We start from the raw sequence: 15,012 nt of genomic DNA, 5'->3' as shown, positions 1-15,012 counted from the left end.
GAATTAAATTAGGTATGTTCCGAATTATTGGTGGTGCTGCGAGCAAGACTTATTTTGTAGCGATGAGAGTAATCGCCGATAATGACAAGATTCTGGTGCTCGATTACTCAAAGAAAACGCCATGACATTTAGTGAACACTACGATTTTGTGATTGTTGGTGCGGGCTCGGCAGGCTGTGTGCTGGCCAATAGGTTGTCTGCTAATGCCTCCAACCGGGTATTACTGCTTGAGGCGGGGCCTGAGGATACTAATCCTTGGCTCAAAATCCCTGCCGGTGTGCCAAGGGTGGTAAACAATCCGAATGTCTCCTGGTGTTATCAGACCGAGCCTGAGCCTGGCTTGAACGGTCGCAGGATCGGTTGGCCGCGCGGGAAAACGCTGGGTGGCTCGAGCAGCATCAACGGTCATGTTTATATGCGTGGCACCTCTGAGGACTACGATGCCTGGCGTGATGCCGGCAACCCGGGTTGGGGCTGGTCCGACGTGTTGCCCGCTTTTAAAAGTACAGAGTGTCACTTTGCGGGCGAGTCCACCTATCATGGTGCAAAGGGCGAGCTCAAAGTCTCTGCGCTCGAGGAACCTCATCTGGCCTCTCAGTCTTTTGTTGCTGCAGCAATCAATGCCGGTATCCGATCCAACGATGATTTCAACGGCATCACGCAGGAAGGGGTGGGCTACGTACAGCTGATGATTCACAAGGGTGTGCGCGCCTCAGCTGCACGTTCTTTTTTGCATCCCATCCGCAAGCGTGCAAACTTAACGGTCAAGGTCAACGCCTTGGTCGAGCGTATTTTGTTTGAAGGAAAAAAGGCAGTCGGTGTGCGTTGTCTCATCAACGGCCAGATGATGAACATCGGTGCGGGTGAGGTGATTTTGTCAGGCGGTGCGATTAATACACCTCAGATCTTGATGCTCTCGGGTATTGGGCCTGCCGATCATCTCCGTGAGCACGGCATTGAGGTGTTGCATCATGCGCCTGGTGTGGGGATGAACTTGCATGATCATGTCTACGTGCATAGTCTCGCGAGTGTGGCTCCTGCGTTTTCCATCAATCACAAAATATCTAGTAACGTGAGGATGATCCCGGAGGTCCTGCGTTATCTTGTGTCTAAAAAAGGTTTGCTCAACTCTGCTGCCGCGCAAGTTGGACTGTTTGCCCGCTCAGGTGTCAATAGTGATCGAGTCGATTTGCAGATGCAGATGCGTCCCTTTAGTATGTTGGGGGCAAGTGGGATGTATCGTGCAGACAAAGCGCCTGCGATCACGGCCTCGTGTGGCTTGCTGCATGTGTATTCAAAAGGAAAATTGACGCTGCAGTCTGCTGATTTCCGTCAGGCGCCACGCATGTTTGCAAACTATCTGGCGGATGAACGTGACGTTAAGCCGTTGATCGTCGGTCTCAAAATCATTCGCCAGATCTATCAGACTTCACCTTTCAAAGAGCATGTCAGTGCAGAGACTTTGCCGGGTCCAGGGTGCGTGACGGACCGTGATTTTGAACAATACATCCGTGCGCAGTCGCAGACCATGTACCACCCGGTTGGCACATGCCGGATGGGACCGGATGAGCATGGAGTGGTCGATCATCGTCTGCGTGTCAAAGGGCTTGACGGACTGAGGGTTGTGGATGCTTCTGTCATGCCTCAGGTGCCAAGCGGCAATACCAGTGCGCCTGTCATCATGATTGCGGAGCGGGCTTCACAGATGATTTTGGAAGATCGTTCCCTCGATAAACACTAAGTGCATTCACCGCGCTGTTTATTTTTTATATCTTGAATACATCCCGCAGGATCGGGGGCGCGGCGAGCAACAGGAGAAAAATGGCAATCGGAACGGTCGTGAAATATCCGACCTCTTTGAATGCCAGCGCGCCAAAAATTCCACCCATTAAAAATGCAGAAAAAATCGACAGATAGATTTTGAGTTTCTGTCTGTTCGCACGAACATTTTCATCGGGTGGGAGGTGTTTGCTTTTATTCCAATAGATGAGTCGACCGAGCTCAATGCCGATATCGGTCACGACGCCTGTCATGTGGGTCGTGCGTATCTCCGCCCGAGAGACTTTTGTCATGATGGCATTTTGCAGCCCCATGATGAAACAGAGCAGCAACACCGTGGTGGGAACAAAGACTTCGATCAGCACGTTGAGGTTTGCACCCAAGAGACCAAAGAGGAGCAATAACGCAGCCTCGAGTGCCAGAGATAACGCATATTCGCTATGTAATTTACGTCGTCGCGCCCAGTTGATAAAGATGGCTGTAGTCGCGGCGCCTGCGATAAAGCTCAATAGCGCGGCGATACCCGCCAACACGACAGTGAGGTCGCTGACGATCAGGTCATCAGCGATTCCGGAGATAATGCCGGTCATGTGAGAGGTGTATCGCTGGATCGCCAAAAATCCACCCGCATTCACCGCGCCGGCGATCAGCGCCATGATGCAGCCCAAAATCAGATTGGACCGAGGGTCCCGGTCTTTACCGGTGAGGTTTAGGATGAGATTGATTTGAGTGATTCTTAATGGGTGGGAAAGTATTAATAAGCATTTATATGATCTACATCATATAAGAATGTTTCATTCCAACGCATACTGTAAATCAGTTTTGGTTATAAGCGGTCATTCAGACTTGATCTTTCTAGATTAAGTGTGTTGAAGTTCCTTAATGGATAAGAATAAATGTTTAAGAACTTTCCGATACGAGGGAGAACGCTCGGCCTGCTTTTGGGTTTGATTCCCTTAGTGGCGTTATTCGTATTTGTTGTGTTTCGCGCCGGACCGCTTGCCTCTACGGCCGTCACGGTGGTTGGCGTCGAAAAAAAGACAATTTCTCCTGCAATATTTGGTGTTGGCACGGTCGAAGCACGCCGAACCTACAAAATCGGTCCGGTTGCAGCGGGACGACTCATGTCGCTTGATGTCGATGTTGGGGATCGCGTGCTTGCTGGGCAGGTAATTGCCGAGATGGATCCCGTCGATCTGGACGATAAGGTGCGCGCGCAGTCTGCTGTTCTAAAACAAGCTGAGGCTCAACGCCTAGAGACAAGCACACGACAACAGTATGCCAAGGCGCAGGCCAAACGCTACGAGATGTTATTGGCCGTGAAATCGACAAGCGAAGAGAATTACACAACAAAAAAACACGAGTATCAGTTGTCAGAGGCAAACTTAAGCGCCTCAGAACAAACCTATGCTCGCGCGCAGTCTGACTATGCGGCACTTGTTGCGCAACGCAATAATTTGAAGCTGCGTGCCCCAATCGATGGCATCGTTTCTCTCAGGAAAGCTGATCCTGGGACCACGATTGTGGCCGGTCAGGTGGCAGTAGAGATTATTGATCCGGCAAATCTATGGATCAATGCAAGATTCGATCAGTCCAATGCAAATGGTTTACGGATAGATCTGCCTGCTAGCGTGATGTTGCGCTCTGATCGCAGTCAGGCAATGGAGGGGCGGATTGCACGACTCGAACCCATGGCTGATCCAGTGACTGAGGAAATGAGTGTCAAGATTTCTTTTGATCGTCCGCTCAAGCAGATGCCACCCGTAGGAGAGCTAGCAGAAGTCACCGTGACATTGCCAACACTTGATTCAGTGTCCGTCTTGCCCAATGCCAGCATTAAACGCTTAAACGGAAAAGTGGGGGTTTGGCAGATAGAAAATGGAAACGTGAGCTTCGCGCCAGTCATATTAGGCGCATCCGATTTGGATGGTTTTATACATGTCTTAGATGGACTGAGTCCAAATGCGCAAGTCGTTGTTTATAGCGAACAAGCATTAACAACAAAAAGTAGGATCAATATTGTTAAAAACATTGCGGGTGCTACGAAATGATTAGCCTCGCAGGGCGAGATATTCTGCATGGTTGGGGAAAGTTTGTTTTTACAGGAATTGGTCTTGGCTTGCTGATTGGTGTGACGCTGACAATGGCGGGTGTCTATCGCGGCATGGTCGACGATGCCAAGGTATTGCTTGACAATAGCGGTGCAGATTTATGGGTTGTACAAAAAGATACTCTGGGTCCATATGCAGAATCGTCCAGTATTTATGATGACACTTGGCGATCCATTCGAGGCGTTCAGGGCGTTGCAGAGGCAACGAACGTGACCTACCTGACGATGCAGGTGAGACACGGTGATCGAGATGTCCGAGCCATGGTGACTGGCGTCGTGATGGGTGAGCCCGGCTCTTCCGGCTGGCCTCCTTATCTTGTCAGTGGCAGGCACATCACAAGAGGTCATTATGAGGCAGTCGCTGATCTTGCAACGGGGATACGAATTGGTGAGCAAATCAAAATCAGACGCAATACATATACTGTTGTGGGGCTAACCCGTCGGATGATTTCCTCAAGTGGTGATCCGATGATTTTCATTCCCATCAAAGACGCTCAGCAAGCCCAATTTTTGAAAGATAACGATGCCATTATCCAGCAGCGTCGTCGTACGGAGCAAAATCCCACAATCAATAGACCAGGATTTCCTGAATTGCTGGAAGCTGTGATCGCGTCACAGAGCGTTAATCAGTTTGTGAATGCTGTTTTAGTAAAAGTTAAGTCGGGTGATCACGCGAAGGATGTTGCGGAGTCTATCCGTCGTTGGCAGCGTTTACAAGTCTATGACCGAGCGCAAATGGAAGACATTCTGGTGAGTAAGCTGATTGCAACTTCAGCTAAGCAAATTGGGATGTTCCTGGTCATCCTTGCAGTTGTCAGTGCAGCCATCGTAGCTTTCATCATCTACACCTTGACGATGGGAAAGATTCGAGAGATTGCTGTATTGAAATTAATTGGTACACGCAACCGTACGATTGCGTCCATGATTGTTCAGCAGGCCTTAGGGTTGGGTGTGATCGGATTTGTCGTAGGGAAAATATCTGCCACATTTTGGGCACCGTTTTTTCCCAAGCATGTGTTGCTTGAGTCAGGCGATGCGCTGAGAGGTTTTCTCGCAATCGTGGTGATTTGTATTCTTGCTAGCGTTGTTGCGATATGGGCCGCACTCAAAGTCGATCCGGCTGAAGCGATTGGAGGTTGATATGGCGGTCGCAGGTATTCGTATCGAGGGTGTTCGTAAGCGTTTTGGAACCGGTGATACGGCCGTTGATGCGCTGAAAGACATCAATATGGTGATTGCTCCTGGCGAAGTTGTTGGTTTGATCGGTCCCTCGGGGTCTGGTAAGAGTACCTTGCTTAAATGTCTGGGCGCGGTGGTTGAGCCCACCGCAGGCCGTATGACGGTAGGTGAGACATTAATTTACGATAATGAGTGGAAAATTCGTGATCTCAGAGCGTTGCGCCGTGACAAAATTGGTTTCATTTTTCAAGCACCTTATTTGATCCCCTTTTTGGATGTAACGGATAACGTCGCGTTGTTACCAATGCTCGCGGGTCATTCCAACAGCGCAGCCCGAAAAATGGCACTCGAATTGCTGGAGGCCTTGGATGTCGTGCACAGGGCGCGGGCAATGCCAGCTCAGTTGTCGGGTGGAGAGCAGCAACGCGTATCAATCGCCCGTGCGCTTGTGAATCGCCCACCCGTTATTCTGGCAGATGAGCCGACTGCACCGCTTGATGGTGTGCGAGCGCTTGCGGTGATTCGGTTGCTAAATCAATTAGCGCTTCAGTACGAAACAGCCATTATTGTCGTCACGCATGATGAAAAAATTATTCCTACTTTTAAGTGTATCTATCATATCCGTGATGGTGTAACGCATGAAGAAGTCGGTGAGGGACGTCCCTTCTAATGAAAATGTATTGCACATTCTTGAGCATCCTCGTATTGACAGGATGTACCGTGGGCCCTGATTTTAAAAACTCAGCGGGATCTCTGCCGGAAACCTATACAACGAAAGAGTTTTTAGGAAAAACGGTGTCATCTGAGTTTACTTTTGGCGCAGCGCAAGTGTTTGAAAGTTCTGCCGAGGTGCCTAAAGATTGGTGGCGTGCGCTAGGTTCACCCAAGCTAGACGGATTGATCGCGCAAGCAATGCTTGCGAATCCCTCTCTGCAGTCCGCACGCTCCACACTCAAACAATCTCAAGAAATTTACAATGCGCGTGCGGGTTCAACCCTTTATCCGCAGCTCAATACGACGATTGGTGGTCAGCGTGTGCAACTGAATGGTGCGAATCAAGGGGTGACGACAAGCCCCGATGTGTTCAATTTGTATAACGCCTCTGTAGGTGTTTCGTATAACTTTGATATCTTTGGTGGTAATCGTCGTGTACTTGAGTCGCTTGCTTCACGCGCTGAATTTCAAAGGTTTCAGTTTGAGGGCGCGCAACTGACTCTTGCGGCGAATATCGCGACGACGGCGATTACTCAGGCAAAACTCCAAGGTCAGATTCGTGCCAACCAGACAAGTTTGAAGGCGCAAGACGATCAGATTATCGTGGCGCGTCATCGGCTTCGGTTAGGTCAGGCTTCCGAAGACGATGTGCTGGCCTTGACGTCAGAGGCTGAGCAAACGCGTGCGGGAATCCCTCTGTTGGAAACCCGCTACAAGCAGATGACGCATTTATTAGCGACGCTGTCCGGTCAGCCTCCGGGGCAATCCGTGATTCCGACTTTTTCAATGGATGATTTTTTTATTCCTACTAAGCTTCCGTTGACGGTACCTTCTATGCTCCTTCGCAAACGTCCAGATATTCAGGCCTCCGAGGCCCTGATGCGTGCCGCGAATGCCGAGTATGGCGCGGCGATCGCTAAAATGTATCCCCAACTTAATCTAAGTGCGAGTCTAGGGTCTCTTGCGCTGGGACCTGAAACGCTTTTTGGCGCGGGTTCACTTTTCTGGCAGGTCCTTGGTCAAATCACACAGCCTCTTTTTAATCCGGGACTTCCCGCGGAAAACCGGGCAGCATTAGCGGCCTTTGATGCCGCCGCATCAAATTATCAAACCGTGGTGCTGGACGCATTACGCAATGTGGCCGATGTGTTGCGTGCCCTTGAAAATGATGCGCGTACGTTGGATTCACAATCCAGGGCGAATGCAGCCGCGACTGCCTTGGCAAAATCTGTCGAGCGCCAATACTCACATGGGAGTGCAAGCTATCTACAATTGTTGATCGCTCAGTTACAAGCACAAAGAACCAAGTTTGAACTCGTCGCGTCGCAAGCGCAACGACTCATCGATACTGTAGCGTTGTATCAGGCGATGGGAGGAGGGCGATTAAGTAATGATCCCTCCGAGGAATAAGCGACTTTAGCCATCGATGCTCTTGTACACTGCCTTTTCCTGATTTCCAGGATCAAATATGCAGAGGTGACAAGTGATTTCAGCAAGATTACTGATCTGGGCAGGACTGGCAGGCGCACTGATTCCGGCGATGGTGATTCTCAATGCCCGACTGGGTCGGACCATAGGTGAACCACTGCACGCGCCAGTGATTTTGTTTGGAGTGGGCTTTATATTTTGTTTGGCCTGTGCGCTGCTGCTGACACAATCTATCCCTAATTTAGGTGCGCTGAAGGATGTCAAACTCATTGACTACCTGGGCGGGTTGATTGTTGGCTTTTATGTGATCAATGCTACCTTGTTGGCGCCAAGGATTGGTGTGGCCAATTTCATCATTTGCGCCGTCTCTTCGCAAATCCTGGTGTCTGTGGTGATTGATCACTATGGCTTGTTTGGCGCAGCGATTCGCCCGGTGAGTATGAAGAAACTGTTCGGGGTTGGTTTGCTAGTGCTTGGCCTGGTGATTACTCAATTGGCGGACAAGCAGCCGAATGCTTCGTGAGGTCTACTCACGAGATCATTTGTATACCGAGTGCAGTGAGTATGCCGAGCAACGCGCCGTAACATAACGCGCCTGCGACGAGAGAGAGGGCGGCAATCTTGAGTGCTTGGATTTCATTTTGCGGGTTCAGTCTGAGCAAAACGGGGCGACCGCCGATTGAGACCAGTGCGAGACTGTAGAGGATGCAGGCAACGTTTAGGATATCTGCATCCATCAGTGCAAAACCCAGCATAAACACAGCGGTACCGACAATAAAGCTCGGTAATCCCACGACATAACCAAGCGTGCGAAACAAGGTCACACCCGCGAGGTCCCACGTCTTGGAAGCCTCCTCGGGGTGGGTGTTGTGATGTGCGTTGTCGGGTTGCTTCACTGACTTAATCTACGCTCAGTACGTCCCCATGTAATCTTTCTTACCAATCTCAACGCCGTTATGACGCAGCAGGTTGTAGGCGGTTGTGACATGAAAGAAAAATTGTGGCATGCCGTATTTCAGCGCATAGTCTTCGACTGTTAGCTTTTTCTCTTTTGGCGTGCCGGGACGTAAAACGACTTCTTTGACGGTACTGCCATTGAGCTGCTCTGCGGTCATACCTTCGATGAGTGCCAGTGTTTTGGCGATGCGTTGCTGCAGTTCGGCAAAGCTTTGTTCGCTGTCTTCGTAGGCGGCCACTTCAACGCCTGCGATGCGCGCCGGAACGCTTTTGGCAAAATCACAAGCGATCTGAACTTGGCGTACGAGTGGCAGCATGTCGGGAAACAAACGCGACTGCAACAACACGGCGGGATCAAATTTACGATTTTGTGCGTGCTCTTCCCCTTTTTTGAGCACATCGCTCAGCGCCAAAAGCATTTGTTTGAACACGGGGACGGTTGTGCTGTAAAGAGAAGTAGACATGATTTTTCTATCCTGTTGGGGCTGAGTTGAGGTTGATTAAAGCATGATCTCACTCATCGGAAAGTTTCATTTAGTGTCACTAAGTGTCGAGTGATAGCCTGTCTCGTCGCTTCGTTTGGTTCTAAAAAATTCATTTGGTTGTATCCAAATGTTAGTCGTATACTGTGTTTATGTACAGTATATCTACGCTCAAATCTCCTGACCTCAAAGCGGAGCCAAACTTAACGCAAACGCCTGTTCATGCGGCGCTGGAGCCGGCTAACCACGATTTGCCACTTCTGGCGCATCGGATCAGCGCGGGCTTTCCTTCGCCCGCCGCCGATTACATCGAGGTTGGACTGGATCTTAATGATTATTTAGTCCGTAACAAGCCTGCGACTTTCCTGTTTACGGTCAAAGGGGACTCGATGTCGGGCGCTAGCATCGAGGAGGGTGACAAGGTCATTGTGGATCGGGCGATGACGCCCAAGCACCGCGACATTGTGGTGGCGGTAGTGGATGGTGATTACACACTCAAGCGTTTGTTCAAGCATCGGGGACGCGTGGAGTTGCGCGCTGAAAACCCTGCATACCAACCCATCGAGTTTAAAGACGGCAGCGAGTTGCTCGTGTGGGGTGTCGTGGTGGGAGTGGTGCGTCGTTATTCTGCGCGAGGCGGATGATGTTGGCTGTCTCTACGCTTTCGCCACAGTTCGCGCTCGTGGATGTCAATAATTTCTATGTGTCGTGTGAGCGTGTGTTTAGGCCCAAGCTTGAAGGCATCCCGATGGTGGTGTTGTCTAACAACGATGGCTGTGCGGTGGCCCGCAGTAATGAGGTCAAAGCACTAGGCGTCAAAATGGGGACGCCCTGGTTCAAGATGAAGGATCTGGCGCGCGAGCAAGGCATTTTGGCTTTTTCGTCAAACTACACGCTTTACGGAGATATGAGTAATCGTGTCGTGCAGATTTTGCGCGATTTTGCACCCGACACGGAGGTCTACAGTATTGATGAGTCGTTTTTGCGCATCGAAACGGTGGCGCATCTGCATGGAGGTGCGGTTCCCATGGGGCAACAGATGCGCGAACGCATCAAGCAATGGACGGGCTTACCTGTCTGTGTAGGTGTGGGGCCGACTAAAACACTCGCAAAATTCGCCAATCATCTTGCTAAGAAAAATCTCGAGTTTGAGGGCGTGTGCGACCTGCATGTGATCCCGCGTCCGGAGCGTGTGCGTTGGATGAGTCGCATTGAGGTGGGAGAGGTCTGGGGCGTGGGCGGGCGCATCGCGCGACGTTTGGAGGTGATGGGAATTCATACGGTGCTGGATTTGCGCAATGCCTCGCCCAAAGAAATGCGCAGGCACTTTGGTGTGGTGATGGAACGCACCTGCAATGAGTTGCGGGGGATTTCCTGTCTGGCACTCGACGATATCGCCCAGTCTAAACAACAGATTATGTCCTCGCGCAGTTTTGGCCGTCCGGTGGAAACGATTGAGGAGCTACGCGAGTCGCTTGCGAGTTATCTGTCGCGTGCCGCTGAAAAGCTGCGCAAGCAACAGTCAGTCTCAGCCGCGGTGTATGTGTTTGTGCAGACAAACCGCTTTAATAAGGATGAGCAATACAACGCAGGATTGACGGTGCCGCTGCCTGAGCCGACCGACGATACGCTTACGCTCACGGCGGCGGCACTCGCTGGGCTGGAGATGATTTATCGTTCGGGGTATCGCTATAAAAAAGCAGGCGTGATGTTGACGTTGTTGTCGGATAAACACGCGCGTCAGGCGAGTATTTTTGACAATCTGGTGGTCACCCAGCGCTCCACCAAGTTGATGACAGCACTTGATACGATCAATCGTGATTATGGACACGGCACGGTGCGGTCAGGCGTGAGCGGCTTTACCCAACACTGGGCGATGCGTAATGAAAACCGTTCGCCGAGATATACGACACGCTGGGACGAATTGCCCGTGGTGCGCTAAGGGTTTTTGGGGGACTTGTAGCGCTTTCTTGGTGGTACAGTCGCCTCATGTTGAGAGATCATTTAATTCACGCAGCACATGTCGTCTCATGAGCTTGCTTCAGACCGAAGGCCTGTCGAGACGGGTCTCACCACAACGCTGGCTATTTCGTGGCCTCAATGTGTCCGTCGCTCCTGGTGAACAGCTCGCGTTGCGTGGCGCTTCAGGCGTGGGCAAATCCAGCCTTTTGAACTTGATGGCGGGTTTGGATCAGCCAGACGAAGGACGCGTGTTGTTCAAGGACAAGAATCTTGCGCAAATGAGTCAGACCGAGCGACTGGTGCTACGGCGCACCGCGTTTGGTTTCGTTTTCCAAGCATTTCATTTAATGCCGCACCTCAACGCTCTTCAAAATGTCATGGTGCCTTGCTTGCTCGCTGGCGTGCCCTTCGCGCAGGCACGGGCGCGGGCTGAGCACTTGCTCGGAGCGCTTGGGCTCAGCGAGGTCTCGGAAGCCTTTCCTGCCGTGCTGTCTGGGGGCGAGCAACAGCGCGTGGCACTCGCACGCGCATTGGTACACCAGCCTGAGGTAGTGCTAGCCGACGAGCCAACAGGCAATCTGGATCCAGAGACCGCTCACCAAGCACTTGATCTTCTGTGTCGCACTTGTCGTGAGCAGGGGACAGCGTTGGTCATGGTGACACATTCGGTCGAAGCAGCCGCACGGCTGGATCGCACTTTTGTCTTGACCGGCTGATGTTGTTTTATTGGCTTCTGTCTTCTGCCTTTCGAGCGCAACCAGGTCGCTGGCTGATTGCGGGGGGTACGGTTGCGCTAGGCATCGCATTAGCGGTAGCAATTCACACGGTCAATCGCTCTGCGCTGGGAGAGTTTGGTCGAGCGCTTGATTTGGTCAATGGTCAGGCTTCTGCGCAGCTGGTGATGCCGGCGGGTGATTTTCCGGATAGTTTGTTTGATCAAGTTGTTGCACACCAAACAGAGTTAGGCATTCGGGCCGTGAGCCCTGTGCTTGAGCGCAGCACTCAACCCTTGCGTGTGTTGGGGCTGGATATTTTTCAGGCAGCACGTGTCACGCCTGCGTTGATACCTTCGGTATCTGAGGCACAGCGCATGCAGCTGTTCGATCAAGACGCGATTTTTCTTTCAGCGGCCGCGTTAAAAGACCTTGATGTGGCGGTAGGAGGTACGGTGACACTGACTGTTAGGGGTCAAAAAGAAACCTTCAAAGTGGCAGGCCTCGTACCCGGTGCAGCGGGGCAGAGTCTGGCGGTGATGGACCTAGGCGTGGCTCAGTGGCGCTTGGATGGCTTGGGTCGTTTGAGCCGACTGGATATCCAGTTAGTCGAGGGGCGCAGCCTAAAGGATCTAGAGGCCGCACTTGAACAGTCGAATTTGGGGCTCAAGCTAGTGACAGCCGATGACCGGGATCGTCGCATGTCCAATTTATCGCGCGCCTATCGTGTGAACTTAAGCGTGCTGGCATTGGTGGCCTTATTCACGGGTGCATTTCTAGTATTTACCACCATCAGTTTTTCCGTCTTGCGTCAGCAGTCCCAGTTGGCTTTGCTCAGCGTATTAGGGGCGAGTCGCCCATGGCTGTTTATCCTAGTGCTCACGCAGGCCCTATTAGTGGCTGCCTTCGGTGGTGCGCTTGGTATTGGCGTGGGTCTGGGTCTGGCAGCGCTTTTGTTGCGTCTAGTAGGCGGAGATCTTGGAGGCGGATATTTTTCAGCGACCATACCACCAATGGACCTTGACCCGATAGTGTTGTTGGGTTTCTGGCTCTTGTCTTTAGCCGTCGGTGTGCTGGCCGGGTATTTTCCGGCGCGTGCGGCGACCGCGGGCTCACCCGTGAGGCAATTGCGCGCGGGTGCGACGGAGCGAATGCTCAAACCTGTATTGCATTACCGCGTGGCGATTGTGCTGGGGTTGACGAGTTTGGTCTTGGCCTTTATGCCCGCATTAGGTGGTTTGCCGATTGCTGCATATTTATCCATTGCTTTTCTGTTGTTTGCCGGCTTGGCATTGACGCCCTCGTTGGTCAATCAGTGCTTTTCATTTCTTGCCCGGATGTTGCTGCGCGCAGGCAAACATATCCCCTCTCTGTCTGCGACTCCCTCCTTGACCTTGGCGACTTGGCGTCTTGCTCAGGCACCCGCCAGCGCTGCGGGGCTGATTGCAGGGGTGGTGGCCGCACTCGCACTCACGGTTGCAATGGTGGTGATGGTGGCAAGTTTTCGGGATTCCGTCACCCAATGGTTGGACCAAGTCTTGCCAGCGGATCTGTATGCGAGCTTGGGTCGATCGGATTTAAATCAGGCGCTCATGCGCGATCCGAGTCTACTTCAGGCGATTGCCGTAGTCCCCGGAGTCGCCCGCGTTGAATTCACTTTGCAACAGCAAATCTTATTTCGACCTGAGCGACCCGAGGTGGCATTGATCGCGCGCCCAGTGCCTGAGGGGCGCGCAGCGCAAGTTTTGCCATTGACGGGAAGTGTCACAACGCAAAAACCTGGCACACAGCCCGTATTGCCTGAGGTCTATGTCTCTGAAGCGATGACAGATTTGTACGACTGGAAGCCAGGTGAAATCCATCGTCTGCCTTTGACAGGCGTTGACGGCACGATAAGCGGAGGCTTGCCGGTTTGGGTGGCGGGGGTATTCCGTGATTATGGACGTCAGCACGGTTCGGTTGTGATGGATATTGCGACTTATCAGGGCTTGACTCAGGATTTGCGGCGCACGGATATTGCGCTATGGCTCGCGCCTCAAGCGCGTGCTGCAGAAGTTTTAGAGCGTTTGCGCACTCAGTTTCCTTCTTTCAAAAATCTTGAGTTTCGAAGCTCGGCTGATTTACGTGCGTTATCACTGACAATTTTTGACCGCAGCTTTGCGCTGACATATGCGCTTGAGATTGCGGCTTTGTTAGTAGCGATTTTTTCTGTTGCGGCTGGCTTCACAGGCCAGACTTTATTGCGTCAAAAGGAGTTTGCGCTGATGCAACATCTGGGTCAGTCCTCTCAACAGCTCACTCGATGGCTGACTGTTGAGTCAGGCATGCTGCTGGCGCTCGCAGCATGCTGGGGGACGGTATTGGGTTTGTTGATGAGTCAGGTGTTAATTCACCGGGTCAATCCGCAGTCATTTCATTGGACCATGCAGACGAGTATGCCAGTCGTGGCTGTCCTGGTGTTGATGTGCAGTATCGTGCTACTCGGGATTGTGGCGGCGGTTTGGGCCGCCAAGAGAAATCTAGACGCCGATCGCCTGGCTTTGTCTTTGCGGGAGGACTGGTGATGCAAAGCGCCAAGCGCCGAGCGTGGATGACACGTTTTCTATTACTGGTTACAACACCTCCTGTTTATGCCTGGGCTTCACCTGCGGCATTGAAATATCCCGAGGTTAAACCGCGACCGCTTATTTTTCCGCAGGATTTTGGGGCGCATCCTGAGTACCGTACCGAATGGTGGTACATGACCGGTTGGTTGGGGCAGGGCGCGGAGGCGATGGGTTTTCAAGTGACTTTTTTTCGCAGCCGCACGCTTCATCCTGACGATAATCCGAGTCGTTTCGCACCTCGCCAGCTGATGTTTGCGCATGCTGCGCTCGCGTTCCCTGCTGAGGGTCAGTTGCGGCATGCAGAGATCGCTGGGCGTGCCGGACCGGCTGGCGCTTCATTTGACACAGCAGATACAGCTTTGCATTTATCGGGCTGGAGTTTGCGACGGACAGCGGATGATCATTACAAGGTGTTCATCCCCGCGGACAACTTTACGCTTGAGTTAGAAGCCAGCACCGCCCAAGCTCCAGTTTTGCGCGGAGAAAACGGCTATTCCTTAAAAGGGCCATCTCCAGAGTTAGCCAGCTATTATTACAGCCGGCCACAGTTAAAAGTTTTGGCTCAGCTGGTTTTAAAAAGTCCTCAAGGAAAAACACGTCGCGCTGACCAACACCTGAGTCTTTCAGGATCAGCTTGGTTTGATCACGAGTGGTCGAGCAGTCTGTTGATGCCAGGCGCCGTAGGTTGGGATTGGATTGGAATCAATCTTTTAGACGGTTCGAGCCTGATGGCGTTTCGCATGCGCGATGCGGCCGGTCAGACATTGTTTAGCGAGTGGGATTGGCGTGATGCTCAGGGCAGGCTCTTGGAGCCTGATCAAAACGTTAGCTGGGAGCCTGTTGGTCAATGGCAGTCTTCGAAATCCATGGCGACTTATCCAGAGAGCTTTACGTTACGTGCTCCGGGACGAGCGTGGACTCTACAGCCATTGATGAAGGATCAAGAGGTCGATGCGCGCGCCAGTACCGGAGGTTTTTATTATGAGGGTGCTGTCGAGTTAAAAGAAAACGGCAAGACGATTGGCAGAGGATATTTAGAGCTCACGGGTTACGGTGCGCCCTTGGCACTGTAGAAACCGGTC

14 protein-coding genes are annotated in these 15,012 nt (G+C 52.1%); 11 read left to right on the top strand and 3 right to left on the bottom strand.

Translation table 11 applies throughout. The features are described 5' to 3' along the window. The first annotated feature begins 121 nt into the window (after positions 1 to 121). Positions 122 to 1,741, top strand: coding sequence for a GMC family oxidoreductase (locus tag WBJ47_RS01015; RefSeq protein WP_422243883.1), 1,620 nt, complete (start codon positions 122 to 124; stop codon positions 1,739 to 1,741). 25 nt (positions 1,742 to 1,766) lie between these two features. Here WBJ47_RS01015 and WBJ47_RS01010 read toward each other — a convergent pair whose 3' ends face one another. Further along, on the bottom strand, positions 1,767 to 2,435 hold the full coding sequence (locus WBJ47_RS01010; protein WP_422243884.1) for a YoaK family protein: 669 nt from the start codon (positions 2,433 to 2,435) through the stop codon (positions 1,767 to 1,769). Between the two features lie 240 nt (positions 2,436 to 2,675). Between WBJ47_RS01010 and WBJ47_RS01005 the strand changes: the two genes are divergently transcribed. The 5 genes from WBJ47_RS01005 (at position 2,676) to WBJ47_RS00985 (ending at position 7,733) form a co-directional block, all read left to right on the top strand. Continuing rightward, complete coding sequence (locus WBJ47_RS01005; protein ID WP_422243885.1) at positions 2,676 to 3,830, top strand: efflux RND transporter periplasmic adaptor subunit; 1,155 nt, start codon at positions 2,676 to 2,678, stop codon at positions 3,828 to 3,830. Beyond that, positions 3,827 to 5,029, top strand: coding sequence for an ABC transporter permease (locus WBJ47_RS01000; protein WP_422243886.1), 1,203 nt, complete (start codon positions 3,827 to 3,829; stop codon positions 5,027 to 5,029). Before WBJ47_RS01005 ends, WBJ47_RS01000 begins: the two co-directional genes overlap by 4 nt. 1 nt (position 5,030) lies before the next feature. Further along, on the top strand, positions 5,031 to 5,738 hold the full coding sequence (locus WBJ47_RS00995) for an ABC transporter ATP-binding protein (protein ID WP_422243887.1): 708 nt from the start codon (positions 5,031 to 5,033) through the stop codon (positions 5,736 to 5,738). After that, positions 5,738 to 7,192 (top strand): efflux transporter outer membrane subunit, encoded by a 1,455-nt coding sequence (locus WBJ47_RS00990; protein WP_424585274.1) that lies wholly within the window; start codon positions 5,738 to 5,740, stop codon positions 7,190 to 7,192. Before WBJ47_RS00995 ends, WBJ47_RS00990 begins: the two co-directional genes overlap by 1 nt. Before the next feature lie 73 nt (positions 7,193 to 7,265). Next, the gene (locus WBJ47_RS00985; protein ID WP_422243888.1) at positions 7,266 to 7,733 is read left to right on the top strand and encodes a DMT family transporter; all 468 of its coding nucleotides are present in this window, start codon (positions 7,266 to 7,268) and stop codon (positions 7,731 to 7,733) included. A 7-nt stretch (positions 7,734 to 7,740) separates the two neighbouring features. Here the strand turns inward: WBJ47_RS00985 and WBJ47_RS00980 are convergent, their stop codons facing one another. Both WBJ47_RS00980 and WBJ47_RS00975 read right to left on the bottom strand, forming a co-directional pair. After that, positions 7,741 to 8,106 (bottom strand): hypothetical protein, encoded by a 366-nt coding sequence (locus WBJ47_RS00980; protein WP_422243889.1) that lies wholly within the window; start codon positions 8,104 to 8,106, stop codon positions 7,741 to 7,743. Between the two features lie 15 nt (positions 8,107 to 8,121). Next, positions 8,122 to 8,631: a DUF1993 domain-containing protein gene (locus WBJ47_RS00975; RefSeq protein ID WP_422243890.1), complete on the bottom strand. Its 510-nt coding sequence runs from the start codon at positions 8,629 to 8,631 to the stop codon at positions 8,122 to 8,124. 170 nt (positions 8,632 to 8,801) lie between these two features. Here WBJ47_RS00975 and WBJ47_RS00970 point away from each other — a divergent pair, with 170 nt between their 5' ends. From WBJ47_RS00970 to WBJ47_RS00950, 5 genes are all read left to right on the top strand, one after another. Continuing rightward, positions 8,802 to 9,293: a LexA family protein gene (locus WBJ47_RS00970; RefSeq protein ID WP_422243891.1), complete on the top strand. Its 492-nt coding sequence runs from the start codon at positions 8,802 to 8,804 to the stop codon at positions 9,291 to 9,293. Next, entirely contained in the window at positions 9,290 to 10,591 is a 1,302-nt protein-coding gene (locus WBJ47_RS00965) for a Y-family DNA polymerase (protein ID WP_422243892.1), read from the top strand. Before WBJ47_RS00970 ends, WBJ47_RS00965 begins: the two co-directional genes overlap by 4 nt. Positions 10,592 to 10,679: 88 nt before the next feature. Further along, the gene (locus WBJ47_RS00960) at positions 10,680 to 11,327 is read left to right on the top strand and encodes an ABC transporter ATP-binding protein (RefSeq protein ID WP_422243893.1); all 648 of its coding nucleotides are present in this window, start codon (positions 10,680 to 10,682) and stop codon (positions 11,325 to 11,327) included. Then, on the top strand, positions 11,327 to 13,888 hold the full coding sequence (locus tag WBJ47_RS00955) for an FtsX-like permease family protein (RefSeq protein WP_422243894.1): 2,562 nt from the start codon (positions 11,327 to 11,329) through the stop codon (positions 13,886 to 13,888). Before WBJ47_RS00960 ends, WBJ47_RS00955 begins: the two co-directional genes overlap by 1 nt. After that, entirely contained in the window at positions 13,888 to 15,003 is a 1,116-nt protein-coding gene (locus WBJ47_RS00950; protein WP_422243895.1) for a lipocalin-like domain-containing protein, read from the top strand. The genes WBJ47_RS00955 and WBJ47_RS00950 overlap by 1 nt, the downstream gene beginning before the upstream one ends. Positions 15,004 to 15,012 lie beyond the last annotated feature (9 nt).

Origin of the sequence: Zwartia sp., assembly GCF_049655405.1 — a bacterium.
Classification (GTDB): Bacteria; Pseudomonadota; Gammaproteobacteria; order Burkholderiales; family Burkholderiaceae_B; genus Zwartia.
Note: the sequence above shows the minus strand (reverse complement) of the source record. Positions and strands in the feature narration are given on the sequence as shown.